19 protein-coding genes and 1 pseudogene are annotated in these 21,696 nt (G+C 71.2%); 12 read left to right on the top strand and 8 right to left on the bottom strand.

What is annotated here, in order from left to right; genetic code table 11:
* Positions 1–362 precede the first annotated feature (362 nt).
* Complete coding sequence (gene ppk2, locus MY520_RS26240; protein WP_436695637.1) at positions 363–1,232, bottom strand: polyphosphate kinase 2; 870 nt, start codon at positions 1,230–1,232, stop codon at positions 363–365.
* Between the two features lie 334 nt (positions 1,233–1,566).
* Between ppk2 and MY520_RS26245 the strand changes: the two are divergent.
* Together MY520_RS26245 and MY520_RS26250 are read left to right on the top strand one after the other, a co-directional pair.
* Positions 1,567–2,177, top strand: a pseudogene (locus MY520_RS26245) (NAD-dependent epimerase/dehydratase family protein).
* On the top strand, positions 2,164–2,475 hold the full coding sequence (locus MY520_RS26250; protein WP_436695638.1) for a hypothetical protein: 312 nt from the start codon (positions 2,164–2,166) through the stop codon (positions 2,473–2,475). The pseudogene MY520_RS26245 and the gene MY520_RS26250 overlap by 14 nt, the downstream one beginning before the upstream one ends.
* Positions 2,476–2,676: 201 nt before the next feature.
* On the opposite strand, the gene MY520_RS26255 is transcribed toward MY520_RS26250, so the two are convergent.
* A complete protein-coding gene (locus tag MY520_RS26255) occupies positions 2,677–3,252 on the bottom strand; it encodes a hypothetical protein (RefSeq protein ID WP_436695639.1) in 576 nt (191 codons plus the stop codon).
* Positions 3,253–3,262: 10 nt separating this feature from the next.
* Positions 3,263–4,402, bottom strand: a complete 1,140-nt coding sequence (locus tag MY520_RS26260; RefSeq protein ID WP_436695640.1) for a zinc-dependent alcohol dehydrogenase — start codon at positions 4,400–4,402, stop codon at positions 3,263–3,265.
* A gap of 646 nt (positions 4,403–5,048) precedes the next feature.
* Here MY520_RS26260 and MY520_RS26265 point away from each other — a divergent pair.
* Positions 5,049–5,288, top strand: a complete 240-nt coding sequence (locus MY520_RS26265) for a hypothetical protein (RefSeq protein WP_436695641.1) — start codon at positions 5,049–5,051, stop codon at positions 5,286–5,288.
* Positions 5,289–5,332: 44 nt separating this feature from the next.
* Here the strand turns inward: MY520_RS26265 and MY520_RS26270 are convergent, their stop codons facing one another.
* Together MY520_RS26270 and MY520_RS26275 are read right to left on the bottom strand one after the other, a co-directional pair.
* Positions 5,333–6,379, bottom strand: coding sequence for a response regulator transcription factor (locus MY520_RS26270; protein ID WP_436695642.1), 1,047 nt, complete (start codon positions 6,377–6,379; stop codon positions 5,333–5,335).
* 167 nt (positions 6,380–6,546) lie between these two features.
* Positions 6,547–7,443: a glycoside hydrolase family 26 protein gene (locus MY520_RS26275; protein ID WP_436695643.1), complete on the bottom strand. Its 897-nt coding sequence runs from the start codon at positions 7,441–7,443 to the stop codon at positions 6,547–6,549.
* A gap of 221 nt (positions 7,444–7,664) precedes the next feature.
* Here MY520_RS26275 and MY520_RS26280 point away from each other — a divergent pair, with 221 nt between their 5' ends.
* The 7 genes from MY520_RS26280 to MY520_RS26310 all read left to right on the top strand — a co-directional run bounded on the left by MY520_RS26280 (position 7,665) and on the right by MY520_RS26310 (position 15,221).
* Positions 7,665–8,849, top strand: a complete 1,185-nt coding sequence (locus tag MY520_RS26280) for a PP2C family protein-serine/threonine phosphatase (protein WP_436695644.1) — start codon at positions 7,665–7,667, stop codon at positions 8,847–8,849.
* Positions 8,846–10,834, top strand: coding sequence for a glycosyltransferase (locus tag MY520_RS26285; RefSeq protein ID WP_436695645.1), 1,989 nt, complete (start codon positions 8,846–8,848; stop codon positions 10,832–10,834). Before MY520_RS26280 ends, MY520_RS26285 begins: the two co-directional genes overlap by 4 nt.
* Complete coding sequence (locus MY520_RS26290) at positions 10,831–11,166, top strand: STAS domain-containing protein (protein ID WP_436695646.1); 336 nt, start codon at positions 10,831–10,833, stop codon at positions 11,164–11,166. Before MY520_RS26285 ends, MY520_RS26290 begins: the two co-directional genes overlap by 4 nt.
* The gene (locus MY520_RS26295) at positions 11,156–11,572 is read left to right on the top strand and encodes an ATP-binding protein (protein WP_436695647.1); all 417 of its coding nucleotides are present in this window, start codon (positions 11,156–11,158) and stop codon (positions 11,570–11,572) included. Before MY520_RS26290 ends, MY520_RS26295 begins: the two co-directional genes overlap by 11 nt.
* Before the next feature lie 256 nt (positions 11,573–11,828).
* Positions 11,829–12,167: an NAD(P)H-binding protein gene (locus MY520_RS26300; protein ID WP_436695655.1), complete on the top strand. Its 339-nt coding sequence runs from the start codon at positions 11,829–11,831 to the stop codon at positions 12,165–12,167.
* Between the two features lie 155 nt (positions 12,168–12,322).
* Positions 12,323–13,579, top strand: coding sequence for an NAD(P)/FAD-dependent oxidoreductase (locus MY520_RS26305; RefSeq protein ID WP_436695648.1), 1,257 nt, complete (start codon positions 12,323–12,325; stop codon positions 13,577–13,579).
* A 376-nt stretch (positions 13,580–13,955) separates the two neighbouring features.
* Positions 13,956–15,221, top strand: a complete 1,266-nt coding sequence (locus tag MY520_RS26310) for a TIGR03619 family F420-dependent LLM class oxidoreductase (protein ID WP_436695649.1) — start codon at positions 13,956–13,958, stop codon at positions 15,219–15,221.
* A gap of 122 nt (positions 15,222–15,343) precedes the next feature.
* On the opposite strand, the gene MY520_RS26315 is transcribed toward MY520_RS26310, so the two are convergent.
* Together MY520_RS26315 and MY520_RS26320 are read right to left on the bottom strand one after the other, a co-directional pair.
* On the bottom strand, positions 15,344–16,330 hold the full coding sequence (locus tag MY520_RS26315; RefSeq protein WP_436695650.1) for an LLM class flavin-dependent oxidoreductase: 987 nt from the start codon (positions 16,328–16,330) through the stop codon (positions 15,344–15,346).
* Positions 16,331–16,499: 169 nt separating this feature from the next.
* Complete coding sequence (locus tag MY520_RS26320) at positions 16,500–18,053, bottom strand: AMP-binding protein (protein WP_436695651.1); 1,554 nt, start codon at positions 18,051–18,053, stop codon at positions 16,500–16,502.
* Between the two features lie 236 nt (positions 18,054–18,289).
* Between MY520_RS26320 and MY520_RS26325 the strand changes: the two genes are divergently transcribed.
* Together MY520_RS26325 and MY520_RS26330 are read left to right on the top strand one after the other, a co-directional pair.
* A complete protein-coding gene (locus MY520_RS26325) occupies positions 18,290–18,718 on the top strand; it encodes a pyridoxamine 5'-phosphate oxidase family protein (RefSeq protein ID WP_436695652.1) in 429 nt (142 codons plus the stop codon).
* Between the two features lie 366 nt (positions 18,719–19,084).
* Entirely contained in the window at positions 19,085–20,152 is a 1,068-nt protein-coding gene (locus MY520_RS26330; protein WP_436695653.1) for an NAD(P)-dependent alcohol dehydrogenase, read from the top strand.
* Positions 20,153–20,659: 507 nt separating this feature from the next.
* Here the strand turns inward: MY520_RS26330 and MY520_RS26335 are convergent.
* Entirely contained in the window at positions 20,660–20,896 is a 237-nt protein-coding gene (locus MY520_RS26335; RefSeq protein WP_436695654.1) for a helix-turn-helix domain-containing protein, read from the bottom strand.
* Positions 20,897–21,696: the final 800 nt, after the last annotated feature.

Genomic DNA, 21,696 nt, shown 5'->3' on the forward strand with positions numbered 1-21,696 from the left:
CCATCACGCTCACCGTCTACCAGCACGTGCACCCCGGCATGGGCCGCGAGGCCGCGGACCGCTTCGCCGCCCTGCTCGAGAGCTGATCCCGGCGCGCAGTATCACCCAGTTGTCACGAGGGCCTTCGAGGCCCCAAATCGGAAGCGCCCCGGCCCCTGACCTAGAGGAACACCGGGGCGATGCTGTGTCCGAGGGGCGACACGCTACATACGCACACGACTCGTGCTGGTGGCTGAAGGATGCCGATGAGGTGCCCTGCTGTGGTCAGCCGCAGGGGGCGCCCGATACGACATCGCACGAAGCGAAGGCTGTGCCGGGTCCGAGGCGGGTCATCGGCGCCCCGACCGGACCCCTCTGCCCGCTCAGAACGGCGTGGGGATGGACCGGGGCGCGGTGTTCGGTCGCCGGTACTGCCCGGGCTTCTGCCGCTTGGGCAGGGTGACGTGCGCCTTCGGCATCGGTTCGTACGGAACCTGGCTGAGCAGGTGGCTGATGATGTTCAGGCGTCCCCGCTTCTTGTCGTCGGTCGACGCGACGAACCACGGTGCCCAGGCCGTGTCGGTGGCCGCGAACATGTCGTCCCGGGCCCGGGAGTAGTCGAACCAGCGGCTGTAGGACAGCAGGTCCATGTCCGAGAGCTTCCAAACCTTGCGAGGGTCGTCGATACGACTCTCGAGCCGCCGGGTCTGCTCCTCGGGACTGACCTCCAGCCAGTACTTGATCAGGATGATCCCGGAATCGACCATTGCCTTCTCGAAGGCCGGAGTCATCTCCAGGAATCGAGCCGTCTGCTCGGGCGCGCAGAAGCCCATCACCTTCTCGACGCCGGCGCGGTTGTACCAGCTGCGATCGAAGATGATCACTTCGCCGGCAGCCGGGAAGTGCGGCACGTATCGCTGGAGGTACATCTGCGACTTCTCCCGCTCAGTCGGAGCCGGCAGGGCCACGACACGGAAGACGCGAGGGCTGACCCGCTCCACGATCCGTTTGATCGTGCCGCCCTTGCCCGCGGTGTCACGCCCTTCGAAGACCACGCAGATCTTCGCGCCGCTGGCCTTGACCCACTGCTGCATCGCGACGAGTCCGCTCTGCAGCTTCGCCAGCTCGGCCTCGTACTCCTTGCGGCCCATCCGTTTCCGGAGCGCGGCAGCCACTTGCCCGTCTCCGTCCCCACTCGGCACGTCGGCGGCTACGACGTGTTCCGCGCCTTCGGTCTTCCCCTTCTTGGACATCTCGTCTCCTCCCGCGCGGCGGACAACATCGTCAGGTGAGCCTGCTCGACGTCGCGCCGGCCTGCATCGCGCACGCGGGATGGTCATGACTTCCGACGGACGTACCCGGCACGTGACCGAGAGGCCTGGCGCAGACGCGATCCGGTGCGGGTACGGCGCGGCGACACAGACGGCGTCCGCAGCGGGTTCGCCGTCGGCCGTCTGTGGCTCGGCCGAGCGGATCTCTGCCACGGCCGACCGTCGGTCCGGATCAACGCCGGGCGGTCAGAGGTGCCGACCTCGAGACGTGCCGCGCAGCGGGCACCGTCGTGTGGTCGCTGGCAGTGTGGGCAGCATGGTCACTCTGTCTCCCATCGTCGTGGTGACCGGTGCGAACGGATTGGTGGGCAGCGCGGTGTGCCGGGCGCTCGTCGAGCGGTCGGCTCAGGTGCGCGCCGTCGTCCGCCGTGCCGGCAGCGCGCCTGCGCTCGACGGAGTCACCGACATGTCGGCGACTTCGCCGACGAGTCCTTCGCCGGTGCGGTGACCCACGGCGCCGACGCGCTGGTCACGACCGTCCACCCGATGGGCGCGTCCCGGGACGTGCAGCACCGGGTGGGCGTCGAGGGGACGCCGGTCCTCGCCCGGGCTGCCCGGGATGCCGGCGTCGCCCGGCTCGTACACGTGTCCACGACCGGTGTCTACAACGACCGCTCGGCCGGCGTCGGGGACGTGGCCGAGAACGGTGTCCTCCTGGCCGAGGGGAGCGGCGCCTACCCCGACACCAAGAACGCCACCGACGCCGCGCTCGTGCAGGTGAGCGGGCTCACAACCGTGCTGGTTCGGCCGCCGGCGGTCATGGGGGTCGGCGATACGTCGGTCTGGAACACGTTGCGATCGCAGCGGTCCGCGCGGGGGAGCGCCGGGCGAACCCGGAGGAAACCTGGGCCCGGTGCGCGTGGATGACCTCGCGGCCTTGATCGCGGACGTCGCCGCGGGCACCGTCGCGACCGCCGACGACGCGGAACGAGGACCGGTGGCCGGTGGCACTACTCCGGTCATCGTCGCGGGCAAGCTGGCGACGTGGCGGGACTACCTGGGCACGGTGATCGATGCGTTGGGTGTCGCGCCGGAGTGGACCGATGAGCCGGCCTGGACCGGCCGGCTGCTCACCGACCGCGCGCGGGCGTGGGGCTGGGCGCCGCGGGTGAGCCTCGCGCAGGCCATGGACGAACTGCGGAGCAGCCTGGCCGCCGGGAGCTGACCGACCATACCGGGTCCAGGAGCGACGAAAGGCGCGCGGTCGCGGACCGCAGGCCCTTCTGTCTGTGTCCGAGGGGGTGTCCTAGGGCGACACGCTGCATACGCACACGGCTCTCAGATGTCGTTGGCTTGTCCTCTGCCGGCTCCCAAATGCCGGCCGCAGCCCGGGGACGGAGGGAAACCGCCCCCCGGGGTGCCGACGTCAGTGCACGAGCGCCCGGACCAGGGCTCTGCCGCCGACGACGGCGGCGCCCGCCGCAGCCACCCAGGGACCGGCCACGATGACGGGGTCCAGGGGCTGGTGCACCAGGTCGGTGCGCTTGCGTCCTATCCGTGACGAGAGCCCGTGGTGGGTGAACTCGGCCTTGATCCCGGTCTGGGTGATCGGGTTGTCCGGGCGCAGGGTGGCGAAGGACTTCACGTGCTCCTCGACGGCGTCCACGCGGTCGGCCAGCATGAGCAGGAGCCAGTGCGCGGCCCGGCCCTCGCTGTAGCGGGCGTAGGAGAACCTCCGGATGACTCCGGACAGCCCCTTCGGCGGCTGCGCCGTGCCGAAGACCGGCGTGAGGAACTTGTGCTCGATCGAGCGTTCCCGTGGCCACTTCTCGGGCTGGCGGTCGGGGAACTCCCAGTGCGCGCCGGTCAGGGCCTTCTGGAACTGGAGCTTCGGCACGGAGGGCCGGTCGGACGGGTCGCTGTCCACCCCCCAGCCGGGGATGCGCGCCCGCAACTGATCGGGCGACTCGGCGATCGGCGGCTTGTGCGGTGTGTAGGTCATCGTCTCTCCCTCAGGCGGCGCTCGGGATCACGAGCGGCTTGATGCAGTCGTCGAGCTTGGCCGAGAAGATGTGGTAGCCCTCCGCGATGTCGTCGAGCGGGATCCGGTGCGTGACCAGCTCGCTGGGCTTCAGATAGCCGTTGCGCACGTGCTCGAACAGGCGGGGCCACTGCCGCTTCACCGGGCACTGGTTCATCTGCAGGGTGAGCCCCTTGTTCATGGCGTCGCCGAACTTCACGGCGCTGAACAGGGGACCGTAGGCGCCCACCACGGAGATCGTGGCGCCCTTGCGGACGGAGTCGATCGCCCAGTTGAGCGCGACCGGCGACCCGCCCTGCAGCTTGAACTTGGCCGTCGTCACGTGCTGCAGGAAGTTCCCGTCGGCCTCCGCGCCGACCGCGTCGATGGCGACGTCCGCGCCCAGGAAGTCGGTCTGCTTCTTCATCTCGAGCACGATGTCGCCGTACTCGGTGAAGTTGAAGGTCTCGGCGTGGGCCCAGGTCCGGGCCTTCTCCAGCCGGTACTCGAGGTGGTCGACGACGATCACGCGGCCGGCCCCCATGAGCCAGGCGGACCGGGCCGCCACCAGGCCGACCGGACCGGCGCCGAACACGACGACCACGTCACCCTCGACGATGTCGCCGAGCTGCGCGCCGAAGTAGCCGGTCGGGACGGCGTCGGTGAGCAGGACGGCGTCCTCGTCGGCCATCCAGTCCGGGATCTTCGCCGGTCCGACGTCGGCGAAGGGGACGCGGACGAACTGCGACTGCCCGCCGTCGTAGCCGCCCGTGGTGTGCGAGTAGCCGTAGATGCCGCCCACAGCGGTGGCGTTCGGGTTCACGTTGTGGCAGTTGGAGTACAGGCCGCGGGCGCAGTACCAGCACGAGCCGCAGAAGATGTTGAAGGGCACCATGACCCGGTCGCCGACCTGCAGGTTCTGCACCGACGAGCCGACCTCGTCGACGACGCCGATGAACTCGTGCCCGAAGGTGTGGCCGATCCGGGTGTCCGGCATGAGCCCGTGGTACAGGTGCAGGTCCGAGCCGCAGATCGCGGCGAGAGTCACCCGTACGATCGCGTCGTTCGGGTGCTCGATGGCCGGCCGTTCCTTCTCCTCGACCCTCACCTTGTAGGGCCCTCGATAGGTCATCGCACGCATCCGGTCGGCCTCCCGATCTCTTCGTCCCGACGCTCCTCACCGGTGCCCTGAGCCTTGGTCACCCGCCGGCGGCAGGCCACTCGAGGCAGCGGAAATCGGCAGTTCTGCCCATACGCGGCAATGTCGTGCTCTCGGACGTCCGGGTCGTGGTCCAGCCGGACGACAGCGGGGAGGAGATGAGCCCAGGACGCCTCGAGGCCGCCGTCCTCCCCGGTTCGCCCGTGCTTCCCTGCCCACCAGGTGCTCACCATGCTGTGGGCCGACACCGTGGCCGACTGCGCCGGTGTGCAGACCGTCGAGGTCGAGCGAGTGAGCGTGGCCCCGCCACGGACCACCGGCGACGGGGCCCGAGATGGGCAAGTCTGCCGATGGCCCCCGACCTGCTGCCTGGCTGGGCCGGAACGTGGCGAAGCCGGCGCCGGCGTCTCGGGCCGCAGGCTCGTGCAGATCACCGGTCTGCGGCAGGCCGGGAACGGTGGAGGACCAGGCGCAGAACGGTGGGGCGTCGTCCGACACTGCCGCGCCCGACGCCACGGCGTCCATCCGGAGGCCTGCCGATGTCGACGAGACGCTTGCTGGAGGACCATCGGCCCGCGGCGCCGCGAACCGGTGGCACCGGGAAGGTGAGGAGAACGGCATGCGAGTCGAGGACCTCAGCGGGGACGACGCCACCGTCTACGGAGCCGTGGCCGAACTCGAAGACGCAGCCAGCGCGCCGCACCTGAACGACATCTCGCGCCGCACCGGCCTGGACCTGGAGCGCACCCGGTCCGCCGTCCACCGTCTGCTGCACACCGAGCCCAAGATCCTGCACGAGGTGCCCGACACCAGCGGGACCGACCTGGGGCCTGTCTACGAGCTGGCCCCGCGCATCTGAACGGCGCGACGGCAGGCGCTCTTCCTGCCGCGAGCGCACGGACGTCAGGACCGTAGCGCGCCGCGGCCCGGCTCTCCGGAGGAGTAGCGGGAGACTGCTGGGACGTAGAGACCCTCCCGCTCGGCGCGCACCGCCGCGAGCGTCCTCGTCGGCGCGCCGAGCTTCACGAGCAGGTGCTCGAGGTGTGCGGCGACGGTTCGTGGGGCCACGACCAGCGTCCGGGCGATCTCGTGGTTCGAGTACCCGTCGACCAAGAGGCCGAGCACCTCCAGCTCGCGTGGCGTGAGCCCGTGCAGGTCGGACACCGGCGACAGCAGTACCACGCCACACAGGACCGCCGGCACGTCGTCGGGCGCGGCGAGGGCGGTGACCCGCACGTGGCCGCGGGGGGCGTGCGAGCCGCCCAGTGGCCACAGGAAGGACGCGTACACCTGCCCGTCCGCGATCCGCGCGCACGCTGCGGCCAGGATCGGGGAGCCGACGGCGAGCAGCAGGTCGCCGTCCAGGCCCGGCAACGGCTCCGTCCGTCCATCCCTGCGGAGAACCGTCCCGGCAGTCGCCCCGCGGACCAACCGCGCGGCGGTGAGGAGGGAGCGCATCGGGTCGATGCCCCGTGCGAGCACCGGCGCCATCGAGGTGAGGCGACGGCGTACCGCAGTGGTGGGCGGTTCCCGGTCGCCGGACAGCAGCGCCAGGAAGCCGACGTGCCGCCCCGCGGGTGCGAACAAGGCGACGGCCAGCGCCTCGTAGATGCCGGCCGGCATCAGGCACTCGGCCCAGGTCGACAGCTCCTCGGCCGGATAGGGCAGGTCCGACGGGCTCAGGGGCGGACGTGCCCGGTCGGTGCCGGTGACCTCGATGTCACGCGCCATCAGCGGTCCCGAGAGGAACTCCACGGTCGGGACGTCCAGGCCGACGCTCGCCAGGGAGTGGTAGCCCTGACCCAGCGGGTCGGCGAGCGCCAGCCATGCACCGTCGAAGGGGACGACCCCGCGGAGGACCTCGAGCAGGGCCTGCGCGCGCTCGGACGTGGTGCCGGCCGAGGTGGCGCTCTCGGCCAGCAGTAGTTCGGTTGCCTGACGCGAGCGCATGCGTGCTCCCAGAGAGTTCAGCGGTCGCGGACCTGATCCGGCCACGACCGAGCCGACTGCTCGACTGGGGGCACGGACGAGGTGGTCATACCGCGGGAAGCAGTATCACTACTGTCGGCGGCGCCTGAAAACTGACCCCCTGGCGGCAGGGTCGTCGCAGCCCGAGGTCAACCCCGAGGGGGACGACCCGACTGCCCGTGCAACTCCACCCCGCGGCGAAATGCGGCGGCGGAGGCGGGCGTGCTCTGGACGCGCCAGTCGGCTTCCTTGTCGTACTGGAACCAGATCAACCCACGGACGTCTTCTTGCGCGGCCAGGTCGAACAGCTCGCGAATCCAGGTCGCCTTGGAACCACCGTGCTCGGCGGCGCCCACCTCGGTGAGGACGACGGGGCGCTCGGACAGCGCGTGGAGGTCGGTCAGTGACCTACCGAAGAGCTCCCGCGGACTCCGCCATCCTCCCCAGGGCAGTGCCGTGCCGCCGTTGTAGCCGTCGAGCCCGACCCAGTCGACGACGTCGTCACCGGGGTACAGCTCGGCGAAGGGAGCCGTGCCGTCGGCGTGGACGTTCACGCACCAGATCCAGACGGCGTCCATCACGCCCTCGGCCGCGAACACCCGGCGCACGTGCTGCCATGCCGCGACCGCTCCAGCGGGCGTGTTGCCGTTGACGCCGGCACCCCAGGGGTAGTGGGTGGCGTTCAACTCGTGCAGGAAGCGGATGCCCAGCCGGCCGCCCCACTGGCGCACCTGTCGGGCGAAGGCGGCGATGTAGGCGTCGTGCGTGCCGTCGGCGATGCGGGCCAGCGAGTACGCCGGCTGGTCGACCCCGGCTCCCGGTGACCACGGCTCCCAGGTCAGCACCGGCAGCGCCCCGCGGGCCGCCGCGGCCTCGGCACGGGCGGCGTCGAAGGGCGCCCGTCCCTCCCAGGCCCGGTACCACTCGTACAGCGACACGGAGGCACCGGTCGTCCGGGCGAAGTCGTCGACCTCCCGGACGTCGTCCGCCGCCACCCCGAGCGCCAGCGGCTCCGGCGTCGAGCAGGTGGGCACCAGCAGCAGCACAGCCAGGCAGGATGCCAGAGCGCGGCGGGCGCGAGCCGGGTCGGGGGCATGCCACGCCGAGATCGGCCGCCTCTCACCCCGGCTGCCGTAGCACAGTCCCCGCTGGTCCGCTGGACGAGCGCAGCGACACGCCGTGTACGAAGATCTCGGAGCCCGCGCTGAGACAGAGGCACGACGGAGGACCGGCGATCGACGTGGTGGTGACAGATCCAGCGACAGCAGTGCACGCGCGGCCCGGGGCTGACCAGGATGCCGCACGAGTTCGCGCCCTGGAGGAGCTGGACGTCCTCCACACCGGACCGGAACGACGCTTCGACCGCATCACCCGGCTTGCCCAGCGGGTGTTCGGCGTCGTCAACGCCTCGATCACGTTGATCGACGAGGACCGGCAGCACGTCAAGTCCCAGCAGGCCACCGGCCTGACCTTCGAGGACGGTGCGCGGGCGGACGCGTTCTGCGACCACACGATCCGACGACCGGACACGCTCGTCGTCGAGGACGCCACCGCTGACGACCGGTTCGCCGACAACCCCCTGGTCGCCGGGCCGTCCCACCTCCGGTTCTACGCCGGGCACCCGCTGCAGGCGCCCGGCGGACAGCGGGTCGGCGCACTGTGCCTGCTGGACGACCAGCCGCGACGGCTCAGCGCGCCGGAGCGTGAGCTGCTGCAGGACCTCGCGGCCTGGGTCGAGGACGAGCTGGCCAACTCCACCGAGCTCGAGCACGCCGCCGAGGCCCAGCGCGCGCTGTTGCCGCGCACGTCGCCCGAGCTGCCCGGACACGAGGTCGCCGGTATGTGCCTGCCCTCCCGCGCGGTGGGCGGCGACTTCTACGACTGGGAGGCGCTCCCCGACGGCGACCTGGCCCTGACCGTGGCCGACGTGATGGGGAAGGGCTTCGCCGCCGCCCTGACCACGGCCGGCGTGCGAGCCGTCTTCCGCTCGGCGGTCCGGACGGCCGGGACGGCGCAGGCGCTGCGGGAGGCGGCCGCAACCCTGTACGAGGACCTGGAGCGGACGAGCACGCTCGTCACCGTCTGGCACGGCCGGCTGTCACCCGCCACCGGCCTGCTGCGCTACACCGATGCGGGCCACAGCCTCATGGTGGTGGTGCGCGCCGACGGCAGCGTGTGGCGCCCCCGGTCCGGCGGTCTGCCGCTCGGTGTCTTCCTCGACGCCGACTGGGCCGAGGAGGTGGTGCAGCTGCAGCCCGGGGACTCGGTGCTGGTGTTCAGTGACGGGCTGCTCGACCTCTACGACGGGACCCTCTCGTCGTTGGACCGCGTCGCCGCCGCCGTCCGGGACGGGGTGGACGTCCAGCACGTGATCGACCGGTTCGCCGTCCTCTCCCGACGAGTGGGCGTCCGGGACGACGTGACCGCGGTGGCGATCCGGCGGACGGCGTGACCAGTCATCGGCCGAACGGACCCCGGGCCGGCTTCTGGAGCCGCCGGACCCTGCTCCGCGTCCTGATCGTCCTGACGCTGGTGTCCGGGACGAACTACCTGGTGTGGCGCTGGCTGGACTCGGTGAACTGGAACTACTGGTGGATCGCCGTCCCGCTCGTGCTCGCCGAGACCTACAGCCTGATCGACGCGTTCCTCTTCGGGACCACCATGTGGCGGCTCCGCGAGCGTGGCGAACCGCCGCCGCCGGTCGAGGCGACCGTCGACGTGTTCATCACGACCTACAACGAGCCGATCGACCTGGTGATGGCCACCGCTCGCGCCGCCCTGGCCATCGACCGTCCGCACCGGACGTGGGTGCTGGACGACGGTGCCCGGGACGAGCTGCGGCAGGCGGCCGAGGCCGCCGGGGTCGGCTACCTGACCCGCAGCACGGACTGGGCAGATCGCCCCCGCCACGCCAAGGCCGGCAACCTGAACAACGCGCTCTTCGCCACCGACGGCGAGTTCCTGCTGATCCTGGACGCGGACCAGGTGCCCGACCCGGCGATCCTGGACCGTACCCTCGGGTACTTCCGTGATCCGAAGGTGGCGTTGGTCCAGACCCCGCAGTGGTTCGTGAACGTCGACGACTCCGATCCGCTCGGCAGTCAGGCGCCGCTGTTCTACGGGCCGATCCAGCAGGGCAAGGACGGCTGGAACGCGGCGTTCTTCTGCGGGTCGAACGCTGTGTTGCGTCGCGAGGCGCTCATGCAGATCGGCGTCGTGGGGTACGTGCGCGAGGTGGGCCGCGCGGTGCGGGTGGCTCTGGACGCCGCCGGCCGGGTGGTACGGGAGGCCCGCAGGACGGCGGCCGAGCACAGCCCCGCGGTCGTCCGGGCACTCGACGAGGTCGACGCCGCGGTCGGACGGGCACGGGCGGAACTGAAGCAGGGCGAGCCGTTGTCCGAGGTCACCTATCGGTTCCAGCAGCGGGTGGACGAGGCGGGACGCGGCGTGGTGGCCGCGGACGCCGAGTCCCTCCGGGCGGACCTCGCGGCGATCGAAGCCCTCCCGATCGCCAGCGACGATGAACTGGGCGCCGTGATCGTGGACGACGTCGCACTGCAGCGGCTGGCGGCGCGGGACTGGTCGCCCCTCGGCGCGCTGGAGTCGGTGAAGGCGCTGGTCCGGGCGGTCGACGTCGACCTCGTCGCGGAGGCTCAGCCGGTGATGCCGATGGCCACCATCTCGGTCACCGAGGACATGGCCACCGCCATGCGTCTGCACGGGGCCGGCTGGCGGACCGTGTACCACCATGAGGTGCTGGCGCGCGGCCTGGCACCGGAGGACCTGAGCTCGATGCTGCACCAACGGCTGCGCTGGTCGCAGGGCACCCTGCAGGTGATGCTGAAGGAGAACCCGCTGACGCAGCCGGGACTGAGCCTCGGCCAGCGGCTCATGTACTTCGCGACCATGTGGAGCTACCTGTCCGGCTTCGCCGCGGTCGTGTACATCGCCGCGCCGGTGCTGTACCTGTTCTTCGGGATCCGGCCGGTCCAGACCTTCGGCGGGGAGTTCCTCGCCCGCCTGCTGCCCTACCTGATCATCACGCAGGTGCTCTTCTCCGTCGTCGGCTACGGGATCAAGACCTGGCGGGGACAGCAGTACAGCCTCGCCCTGTTCCCGCTGTGGATCCGGGCGTGCACGACAGCCGTGGGCAACGTCTTCTTCGGGCGGAGCCTCGGGTTCGTCGTCACGCCGAAGGAGCGCCAGCAGGGCGGCGGGATCCCCTGGCGGCTCATCCGCCCGCAGGTCGTCGCCATGGTGGTCCTCGTGGCGGCGGCGGTGGTGGGGCTGATCCGGCTGGGGTTGGGTCTGGCGCCGACGGCGCAAGGGACGTGGGTGAACCTGGTGTGGGTGGTCTACGACCTGGTGGTGCTGAGCGTCGTCATCGAGGCGGCGCGGTACCGCGGGCCGGTGAGCGTGGAGGAGCGAGCGACGTGATCGACCTGGACACCGACGTGGACACGGACGGGGCGGTCATCCGACTGCGCGGCCGGCTGACCATGGTCAACGCAGCGGCGCTCCGGTCGACCGTGGCCGATGCCCTGGACGCTGGGCGGACACGCATCGTGCTGGACCTCAGCGACTGCGAGTTCATGGACAGTTCGGGTCTCGGCGCCGTGATCGGAGGGCTGAAGACGGCCCGACAGGCCGGTGGGGACCTGCGCATCGCCTCGCTGACCCCACAGGTCGCCACCGTGCTGCAGCTGACCAACCTCGACCGCGTGCTGCGGCCGTACGACAGCGTCGGCGGGGCCCTCGGTGGCAGCTGAGCCCGGGGCATCACTGACCGCGGCGCCCGAGCCGGCGTCCCTGGACCGGGTCCACACCCTGCTGGAGGCCGTCTGGGCCGCGCACCCGGACGTCGAACCTGCCGATCGCATGTCCTTCGCGATCGCGGTCACCGAGGTCGCCGGGAACATCGTCGCGCACTCTGGCGACGAACAGGGCCGCGAGTTCTCCGTCCGGGTCCGCGTCGATCCCGGACAGCTGGAGGCCGAGTTCGAGGACTCCGGGCAACGGGTGGACGTGGACCTGTCGACGGTCCGGATGCCGGACGAGGTCGCGGAGTTCGGCCGTGGGCTGGCGCTCGCCGTCAGTTGCGTGGACAACCTCGAGTACCGGCGCGAGGAGGAGACGAACCACTGGCGGCTGGTCCGGCGACGCGCCGGAGCGTGACGTCGGCGGGCGCGGCGGCGTCGGGCGGCGCCACCGGACTCAGCGTCTGTCCTTCGCCGACGTGGAAGTGCCGGCGTTGTCGGGGCCCGCTGGACCTCGAGGTCCACGTCGATCGGGACGGTCGAGACGGGTGGCGCACGGCGCGCCCTGCCCGCTGAACCGCACGGTGGCCCGCGTCTGCGGCAGCGTTGATGCCCGCTGGCAGCGCGGTCGAGCCGCGCTCTGCAGCCAGTGCGATTCCACCCCGGTCGTCGTGGTGACCGGTGCGAACGGACTGGTGGGCACCGCGGTGTGCCGGGCGCTCGTCGAGCGGTCGGCGCAGGTGCGCGCCGTCGTCCGCCGCGCCGGTAGCGCGCCTGGGCTCGACGGAGTCACCGAGCTCGTCGGTGAGTTCGCCGACGAGGGCCTCGCCCGCGAGGTGACCCAGGGCGCCGACGCGGTCGTCACGACAGTCCACCCGATGGGCGCGCCACGGGACGGACCTTCGACGTGCAGGCCATGCGCGACCACCCCAACGCCCGGCGCCACCTCGACGAGCTCGTGCGACTCTGCGAGGGCCGGACGAAGGGCGGTCCGGGTCGTCGCCACCGGCTGACGTCGTGGTCACCGCGCGGGCCCCCGGTCGCGACCGGGACCCGGCCTCCCCGTGCCACGGGTGGCACGCTTCGCCTGGGACCTGATGCCCTGTTCACGCCCCCGGGAGCGTTCTACCTTCGCGGGTGCCGGGTCTCCCGTCGGGGGCGGTGCGACATGACCAAGCGCCCGTATGACGTCATCGTCGTGGGAGCCCGCTGTGCGGGCTCCACTACCGCGATGCTGCTGGCCCGCCACGGTCACCGGGTCCTGGTCGTCGACCGGGCCACCTTTCCCAGCGACACGGTCTCCACCCATCTGGTCCATCCCCCGGGAGTGGCGGCGCTGCGGCGCTGGGGTCTGCTCGACCGGGTGGCCGCCTCGGGGTGCCCGCCGATCGACACCTACGCGTTCGACTTCGGGTCCTTCGCCCTCGCCGGGGCGCCCGGAACGCCAGAATCCCCGGTTGCGTACGCCCCGCGGCGGACCGTGCTGGACGAGCTGCTGGTCGAGGCGGCGGCCGGGGCCGGTGCCGAGGTCCGGCAGGGCTTCACGGTCGACAAGTTGCTCACCGAGGACGGTTCGGTCGTCGGTGTCCGCGGCCACGGCAGGGACGACCGCCGCACGGTGGACGAGTACGCCCAGGTCGTCGTCGGCGCGGACGGACTGCACTCGTTCGTGGCTCGGGCCGTGCGGCCGGAGCAGTACCGCGACCATTCGCCGCTGTTGTGCGGCTACTACTCCTACTGGAGCGACCTGCCGATGCACGGCCGCTGGGAGGCGTACGACCGTCCGGAGCGCGCCTTCGCCGCGTGGGCCACGAACGACGACCTGACGCTGGTCATCGCCGGGTGGCCGTATCGGGAGTTCCAGGCCAGGAAGGAGGACCTCGAGGGCAGCTACTTGCAGACGCTCGAGCTGGACCCGTCGTTCGCCGAGCGGATCCGCGTCGCCACCCGCGAGGCCCGCCTCGTCGGGGCCGTCGTGCCCAACTACTTCCGCAAGCCCTACGGGCCCGGCTGGGTCCTGGTGGGCGACGCCGGCTACAACAAGGACTTCGTCACGGCACAGGGCATCCAGGACGCCTTCCTGGATGCGGAGCTGTGTGCCACCGCGGTGCACGAGACCCTCTCCGGCGGACGTCCGTTCGACGCCGCCCTTGGCGAGTACCACTCCCGGCGGGACGAGCGCGTCCTGCCGATGTACGAGTTCACGCTGGAGTTCGCGTCCCTCGAGCCGCCGCCGCCCGAGCTCCAGCGCCTGCTCGCGGCCGCCTCCGGCAACCAGGAGGCGATGAACCAGTTCGCGCGGGTCAACGCGGGGGTGGAGTCGCCGGCGAACTTCTTCGCACCGGACAACGTCGCGCGCATCCTGGCCTCGGCCGAGCGGCCGACGGGTTCGCGGGAACCGGACGGCCCGGTCGCGGTCGGCTGATCGGCCTGCGGGCGGTAGCGGGCGCACGGGGGAGGTCCCCTCGCCTCGGGCGCCGTCGGCGTGCGGGGCAGGGCTCCGAACCCGGCGAAGGAGGCAGGCAGGCCGGGCGGCGCCGGGGACGGCGACACGGATGAGGCGCGCAGCGACGCGATCGGCACGGAGGCGGTCTTGGAGGACGGCGGCGAGGCCGGGCCCGGCGTGCGGCCGCGGGCTTCGGGGAGCGGCGGTGGGCATTGCCCGGACCGTCCGTGCCGCCGCCTGCTCGGTAGTCGCGCCCGGAACGCGTCGCAGCGCCGCCTCCTCGGAGGCGGTCGCGGACGGCATCGCGAAGGGCTGGTTGCCGATGGCGCTTCGGCGGGGACCGTGACGGCCATCGATGCAGTGCCGGGCTCCGGCCCGAGCAGGTGGGCAGAAATCCCACTTCGAAGTGTCCGAGGGGGGAGTCGCTACATACGCACACGGTTACGGCCGTGATCGGCAGGCGAGTCGACGGACTCAAGCCCACGACCCGCAGCTACGAGTGTCCGAGGGGCGGCAACACGCCAGATACGCACACGGCTCAACAGAGTTGCATCACCGCGCTCAGAACGTCGGTCCTGAAGGGCGTGCCGGTGAGCTAGGGAACGGTGATGACCGGGCTGCCACCGCGGGACGTGCGCGGACGAGCTCGCGGTGCTCCCGCGACCTGGCAGAGTCGGATCCCGTGTCGGGTGACCTGCCCCTGCTCGGGTTCGGACTTCCGGTGTCGGGGGGCTGGGCGACCCCGGACACGATGCGTCGCACCGCCCGTCGCGCCGAGGAGCTCGGGTACGCGTCGCTGTGGACCTTCCAACGCGTGCTCTACCCCGCCGACGGCGAGCTCGACCGGTCGCACCGCGAGGTGCACGATCCGGTCATCCCGCTCGCGTACGTCGCCGGGCACACCGACCGGATCGGGCTAGGGACGGCGACCGTCTGCGCGCCGTTCACCGCACCCGCGCTGCTCGCGAAGACACTGACGTCGCTGGATGTGCTGTCCGGCGGTCGGCTCACCGTCGGCCTCGGGATCGGCTGGCTGCGGCAGGAGTACGCCGCCGCGGGCGTGCCCTTCGAGCGCCGGGGCGCTCGGATGGACGAGTACGTGCGCTGCCTGGAGGCGTTGTGGACGCAGGACCCGGTCGAGTTCGCCGGCGAGTTCTTCATGGTTCCGCGCTCCCACGTGGGCCCGCGGCCCGTGCAGCGACCGCACCCCGCGGTGCTGCTCGGAGGCGCGGCCGCGCCGGCACTGCGCCGCGCCGGGCGGCTCGCCCAGGGCTGGATCAGCAGCAGCCGGCAGAACCTCACCCGGATCGGCGAGTGTGTCGAGACGGTGCGCGACGGCGCGCGCGAGGCTGGACGTGACCCGGAGGCCGTGCGGATCCTCGTGCGCGGCCTCGTAGACCTCGTCGACGAGGACCCTGGCGCGCAGCGCCGGCCACTCCAGGGGACGCGCGAGCAGGTGCTCGACGACCTTGGAGCACTGCGCGCGCAGGGCGTCACCGAGGTCTTCTTCGACCTCAACTTCTCACCCCGGGCCGGTTTCCCGGGCGTCGACGCCGCCGCGGCACTCGCGTATGCGGATCGCGTGCTCGACACTTTCGCGCCCGCGAACGGATCGAGCTGACCCACGGTCTCCGAGGCCGGCCCGAGGGGAGCTCGGTGCCCACGAGCGCCCGACCCGGAGCGCGCAAGCGCTTACCGACCGAGCCGTCGTCCGGCCAGCCGCCGCGGGCCGATCGCGTCGCTCTACCCGGCGTCGACCTTCGGCATGATCTCCTCCTTGAGACGCTTGAGGTCATCGAGCGTCTTCGAAACCGGCACGTCCTGGAACGGAGGCCAGAGGAGAGGCATCGTCAGCCCCACCTCCTTGTAGCGCTTGAGCGTGTCGGTGATCTGCGCGGCAGTCCCAGCCAGCAGGTTGGTGGCCTTGCCCCGCGGCGTCTGGTCGGTCTCCTCGTCGGTGATGACGAACCAGATCATGCTGGAGACCTCGAGGTCGTCGATCGACTTCCCTCGCTCGTCGAGCTCGCGCGAGATGGCGCCCCGCCACTGCTGGAGTTCGTCGGGGGTGTCCTGAATGCCGATCCAGCCCGCCAGGTTGTACTTCGCGACGCGGTTGGCTGCGCGCTTCGGGTCCTTCAGCCCGCTGAAGAAGATCGGCGGGTGCGGCTTCTGCACCGGCCTCGCGCCGAAGCCGCACACGGGGAAGTCGGCGAACTCGCCGTGGTACTCGAACAGGTCGTTGGTCCAGATGCCCTGCATGATCTCGATCGTCTCGCGCACGTGGGTGTGCCGCTTCGGGAAGATGTGCGAGGCGCTCGCCGCCGCGAACTCCTCGGGCATCCAGCCCGCCCCCACGCCGACGTTGACCCGGCCGTTCGAGAGGTGGTCGACGGTGGCGATCTCGGCGGCGAGGACGCCGGGCGCCCGGTACGGGGTGTCGGTGATGCTCATCCCGATCCGCACCTTCGTCGTCTTGGCCGCGAGCCAGGGGATGAGCGGCCAGCCCTGGTACCACTGGCCGCGGGACGAGACCGGGAGCGCCTTCGGGAACTCGTCCATCATGCCGAACGAGTGCTGCAGCTCGGCGCGGTCGGAGGCTTCCGGGACGACGATCCGGTCGAGGGTCCAGACCGAGTCGAAGTCGAGCTCCTCGGCCAGGCTGGTGAGGTCCTCGAGCTCCTTGACGGTCACCTTGTCGCGGAAGTTCGGCAGGTAGAGAGCGAGCTTCATGCGAGACGTCCTTCCCGATCGGTCACGCATTTCGACGGGCGGGGCGGGTCGGGCGGCGCCTGCGAGTATCCAGACGGCTTGCCTGCCTGCAGGGACGGTAACGTTGCTGGCGGGGCCGTAACAGGTCCCTCGACCTGCCGTCGCCGCCTTCACCCATCGCGGCCATGCGTCAGCTCGACGCGACCTCCGGAGCGTCGGCCCGGAGCCGGTCGCGCAGCTCCCGCTTGAGGACCTTGCCGTAGTTGTTCGTCGGCAGGGCGTCGACGAACCGGTAGTCCTTGGGACGTTTGTACCGGGCGATGTGCTCGAGGCACGCCTGGTCGAGGTCCTCGACCGGCGGCGGGGCGGCGCCGTCGGCGGCCACCACGAAGGCGACCACCGCCTCGCCCCACTGCGGGTCGAGCCGGCCGACCACGGCAGCGGCCCGGACCCCGGGGTGGCGGAGCAGCGCCTCCTCCACCTCGCGGGGGTAGATGTTCATCCCGCCGCTGATGATCAGGTCCTTGGACCGGTCCCGCAGTGCGAGGAACCCGTCGGCGTCGAAGCTGCCGAGGTCGCCGGTGTGCAGCCAGCCGCCACGCAGCGTCTCGGCGGTGGCATCGGGCTGGTTCCAGTACCCGGCCATGACGACGTCGCCCCGGACCACCACCTCGCCGACCTCACCGGCAGGCAGCTCTCGGTCCGCGTCGTCGACGACCCGGACCTCGACGTCGGTGCGCGGGAAGCCGACACTCTGCAGGCGCTCCCGCCACCGGGGATGGTCCCGCTCGGCGTGGTCCGCCTTGGACAGGGCGGTGATCGTCATCGGCGTCTCGCCCTGCCCGTAGATCTGGGCCAGGCGGGGACCGAAGACGTCCAGGGCGTCCTCCAGGTCGGCCAGGTACATCGGCGCGCCGCCGTAGACGATCGTCTTCAGGTGGGTCAGATCAGCGGCGGCGACGGCACGGTCGCCGGCCAGCCGCTTCACCATGGTGGGAGCGGCGAACAGCGATATGCCCGGCCAGCGACTCAGGAGGGCGGCGATCTCGTCGCCGTCGACGCCGCCGGAGTGCGGCACGACGCTCACCGCTCCCCGTGCCACGTGAGGCAGTCCGTACAGCCCCGAGCCGTGCGACAGCGGCGCGGCGTGCAGGATGCAGTCCTGCGGCATCACCTGGTCGATGTCGGCGAAGTAGCTGAGCGACGCCATGAGCAGGTTGCGGTGCGTGAGCGTCGCTCCCTTGGGCCGTCCGGTGGTGCCGCTCGTGTAGAACAGCCAGGCCGCATCTCCCGGCTGCCGGTCGACGAGCGGCGCCGGCGCCGACCCGGTGAGCCGGTCCCACCGCGGTCCGGGCGCCAGCACCGCCGCCCGCAGCGCATCGACGGTGCCGACCAGCGGCTCGACGTCCTGCGCGTGCTCGTCGTCGGTCACCACGACCGCCGATCCGCTGTGGTCGAGGATGTAGGCGATCTCGTCCGGGTGGAGCCGGGCGTTGACCGGCACGGCGACCAGACCGGCGTGCCAGATGGCGAACAGCGCCTCGAGGTACTCGGGCCGGTTGCGCATCACGAGGGCGACCCGATCCCCCGGCGACAGCCCGACGCTCTCGCGCAGGCCGGCCGCGGCGGCGGCCGCCCGGGCGGCGAACCCGCCCCAGCTCGCGTGCACCCGGTCGCCGTCTGCCAGGGCCGGGTCGTCCGACCGCCGGCGGCCGTGGCGCTCCACCCACACTGCCACGTTCATCCCACCACCCGGCCTGTGGAGGTGAAGGTAAGTCCCGGCGCCTCGGCCAGAGTATGCCCGGTCCCGGCCGGTGCCGGGCTCCTGCGCTGTCTCCGGTTCAGGGGCGTCCGATTGCTGTCCGGCGGAGTCGACGGACGCGTCGAGCCGGCCGTCCGACCCCTTACCCTCGCACCGTCGGGACCCGCTCTCCCACCACGCCGCGAGGCTCCACTGTCCATGCCCATTGGCCGAGTGCGATGAGGCTCACCGCGACCGAGGCGCGTGCGCGACTGGCCGCGCAGTACCACGGAGTCCTGTGCACGGTGCACCCCGAGCGTGGCGTCGACGCCGTGCCCGTCGTGTACGTGGTGGACGACGACGGCTACGTGGGCATACCCGTCGACCGGGTGAAGCCGAAGTCGTCCTCGCGGCTGCAGCGGGAGCGGAACCTGGAGGCCGACCCGCGGGCCGCGCTGCTGGTGGAGCACTGGGACCGCCGCGACTGGTCACGGCTGTGGTGGGTGCGGGCGGAGCTGCGTTGGCAGCGCGACGCCGCGACCGGCCGGGCGGCGGACCTCGCCGCCCGGCTGTCGCGGGCCTACCCGCAGTACCGGGACCAGCCCTTCACCCGGGTGCTGGTGCTCCGCGTCGTCGGCGTGACCGGATGGGCGGCCGGCGTTCAGTGACCGCGCCTGTCCCCCTCGACGCCGCGCAGCCGGCCTGTTGCCGCTGCCTGCATGCGGACGCGTCGTCATGGGGGAGGAGGCCGCGGCGGGCCTGACCGGATGCCGCCGGCGCGTCGGATGTGCTGCGTCGAGCCGCGGAGGGAGTGACCACGGGTGCCAGGTGTCACAGCCGATATCACGAACCGGTCGTCAGCCCGTCACCGTCGTGATGCGCGGATTCAGCGGATTCGCAGATGCCGGACGCGGATGGGTGGTACGTGCCGACGCCGGTGCGCCACTCTGCATGTCATCGACTCCCGTCCGGGAGTCGTGGGCCGGGTCGATGGCGGTGGGCCCTGGTCCGACGCTGGAGGTAAGGAGCGTCCGGTGGCCGACACGATGCGTGCTTTCGTCATGACCGAGGTGGGCAAGACGGCAGTGGTCGAGAAGCCCATTCCCACGCCCGGACCGGAGGAAGCCGTCGTCCGGACGACGACGGCCCTGATCTGCACGTCGGATGTGCACACCGTCCGGGGTGCCCTTCCCGTCGAGAACGGCCGGACGCTCGGTCACGAATCCGTCGGTGTCGTCCATGCGCTGGGATCGGCGGTATCCGGGTTCAGTGAGGGGCAGCGGGTTGCGGTGAACGCCGTCACACCCTGCTTCCGCTGCGGCTACTGCCAGCGCGGGTTCACCAGCCAGTGCGGGGGCGCACTCGGGGGGTACAGGTATACCGCGCAGATCGACGGCAACATGGCGGAGTACTTCATCGTGCCCGCGGCCGCCGCAAACCTGACGCCGATCCCGGAAGACGTGACCGACGAGCAGGCCGTCTACACCTGCGACATGCTGTCCACCGGATTCATGGGTGCCGAGCATGCCCGCATCCAGCTCGGCGAAACCGTGGCGGTCTTCGCGCAGGGGCCGGTCGGGCTCTGTGCCACGATCGGGGCCAACCTGCTCGGGGCCGGGCGTGTGATCGCCGTGGAGTCCCGGCCCGAACGAAAGGCGCTCGCCACGAAGTTCGGTGCCGACGACGTCGTCGACTTCACCGAGGGCGACCCCGTCGACCAGATCATGGACCTCACCGGTGGCGAGGGCGTGGACGCAGCCATCGAGGCGTTCGGCTTCCCGGCAACCTTCGACGGCTGTGTCCGGGTGACCAAGGCCGGAGGTCGGGTCTCCAACATCGGCTACCACGGGGAGAACCCGGCCCCACTCCAGCTGCCGTTGGACGCGATCGGGCTCGGTATGAACGACAAGGCGATCTACACAGGACTGTGCCCCGGGGGGAGTGAGCGGATGGGTCGCCTGCTCCGGCTGCTGCAGACGGACCGGATCGATCCCACGCCGATGACGACCCACCGCTTCGGCTTCGGCGACGTGGAGCGAGCCTTCCAGATGATGGCGGACAAGGAGGACGGCATCCTCAAGCCACTCATCAGCTTCACCTGACGCGTTCCGGCATACGACCGAGCCGGCACCGGACCAGGCCGTCGACCGGTGTCCCCCATGGGGCTCCACGGCGAGCGGCGGTGAGCTCAGGGTGTCACCGGGTCAGAACGGTGCCACCATGCAGGGCTTCAGGGAGCGACAAGAGAACCCCAAGGCTCTGGAGCCGTGAGGGTTCGACTCGGTGTCCGAGGGGGGACTTGAACTCCTGTAGGTGGGACGGCATCCAGAAGCCCTGAAGCGCCCTGACCAGCACATTTGTCCTTGGCCGGTGCCGGCGACGACCCCTCAGATACGTCCGAATACCGCCAGATGCACCGTCGGCGGTATCACGCGAGTATCACGAGCCCGGGTGCCTGGCCGGAGGGGGACCTCCGAGAGGTCCCCCTCCTCGCAGTGAGAAGCCGTCCCATCGGCACGCAGCCACGACGTGAAGCCGTCGACCCCACGGCCTGCCATCGCGGGAAGCCCCCCCCCGGACGACCCATCGGTCCCCGGCAGGTCCGCCGCCTACCGGTCCTCGGAGTTGGCGCCGTGTGCCTCGGTGAGGGCGTCGTCGACTCGAACCCCCAGGGCGGCCAGTAGGGGGAGCCGGGGGATCAACACTCGTCGCCCGAGCCGTAGAGCCGGCAGGTCCCCGTTCTCGATGGCGCGAGTCACGGTCCGCACGTCGACTCCGAAGACCGAGGCCGCCTGCGCGAGGGTGACGACGGCGGAGCGGCTGGACAGGAGGTCCTCGAGGTTCACCGCAACTCCTGGGCAGGTCCGGGATGCCGGGCTGCCCGGCGCTGCCCGTCCCATCGATCGTGGAGGAGCGGCCTCCGGACAGTCTCCAGTTCCGCCGTCGGAGCCGTAGCTGGGTGTGCCGCTGTGGACTGGAGATCTGGAGCCCTCGGGCTGTGCAAACTGCAGAAGTACTGGAGGCTGCGGCTGAGCGCAGCTGTTGGGCTCCTGTTGCGTGCGCCCGTCTCCTGTAGGCCTCCAGTAGGGGCTCCAGTTGTCGTGCCAGGCATGGGAGGTCGCGGTCGTAGATGCGACCGTCGTTCAGCTGGGTGGCGAGCTCACCGAGCAGCCAGGGCCACTCGCGACGGGTCGGCGTGATCGGGAACCGGACCTCGACGCGGCGTTCGACGACCTCCACCGCGGACAGGCCGAGACGGCGGCCCGGCCCTGCTCCCAGGCTCGGTGCCGGCAGGTGGCCGAACACCACTTCGGAATCGGTCCCCGACTTCGCGGCGGAATGGGTCCACCACACCACGCACAGGTCATGGCGGCGGTCCGTCGTTCGGGGCCGTGTCCGGTGGGCTTGGGGTCGGAGCGGGCCACCTGGGTCGGAGCGCGCTGGACCTCTTGACGCCGTCGACGTTCGCGCTCCCGCCGTCGTGCGCGGTATTCGGGGCTCCCGCTGTTTCCCATGCTCACGAGGCTGCAGAGGAGCCTGCAGTAACCCGTCACCACGAGTTCCGAGACCCGAGGTGCAAAGGTGTAACGGTTGCGATCTTGATCGCTGCCCTTGCTGATGAGAATGCTGTCGGGGTCCGGCGACG

Source organism: Geodermatophilus sp. CPCC 205506, from assembly GCF_051383635.1.
GTDB lineage: Bacteria > Actinomycetota > Actinomycetes > Mycobacteriales > Geodermatophilaceae > Geodermatophilus.

What these genes read in the sequence shown, in the direction of transcription:
- MY520_RS26260 (WP_436695640.1), bottom strand. Translation starts at nt 4,402, where the DNA reads ATGACCTATCGAGGGCCCTACAAGGTGAGGGTCGAGGAGAAGGAACGG.
- MY520_RS26305 (WP_436695648.1), top strand. Translation starts at nt 12,323, where the DNA reads ATGACCAAGCGCCCGTATGACGTCATCGTCGTGGGAGCCCGCTGTGCG.
- MY520_RS26325 (WP_436695652.1), top strand. Translation starts at nt 18,290, where the DNA reads ATGAGGCTCACCGCGACCGAGGCGCGTGCGCGACTGGCCGCGCAGTAC.
- ppk2 (WP_436695637.1), bottom strand. Translation starts at nt 1,232, where the DNA reads ATGTCCAAGAAGGGGAAGACCGAAGGCGCGGAACACGTCGTAGCCGCC.
- MY520_RS26315 (WP_436695650.1), bottom strand. Translation starts at nt 16,330, where the DNA reads ATGAAGCTCGCTCTCTACCTGCCGAACTTCCGCGACAAGGTGACCGTC.
- MY520_RS26310 (WP_436695649.1), top strand. Translation starts at nt 13,956, where the DNA reads ATGCAGTGCCGGGCTCCGGCCCGAGCAGGTGGGCAGAAATCCCACTTC.
- MY520_RS26255 (WP_436695639.1), bottom strand. Translation starts at nt 3,252, where the DNA reads ATGACCTACACACCGCACAAGCCGCCGATCGCCGAGTCGCCCGATCAG.
- MY520_RS26320 (WP_436695651.1), bottom strand. Translation starts at nt 18,053, where the DNA reads ATGAACGTGGCAGTGTGGGTGGAGCGCCACGGCCGCCGGCGGTCGGAC.
- MY520_RS26270 (WP_436695642.1), bottom strand. Translation starts at nt 6,379, where the DNA reads ATGCGCTCGCGTCAGGCAACCGAACTACTGCTGGCCGAGAGCGCCACC.
- MY520_RS26265 (WP_436695641.1), top strand. Translation starts at nt 5,049, where the DNA reads ATGCGAGTCGAGGACCTCAGCGGGGACGACGCCACCGTCTACGGAGCC.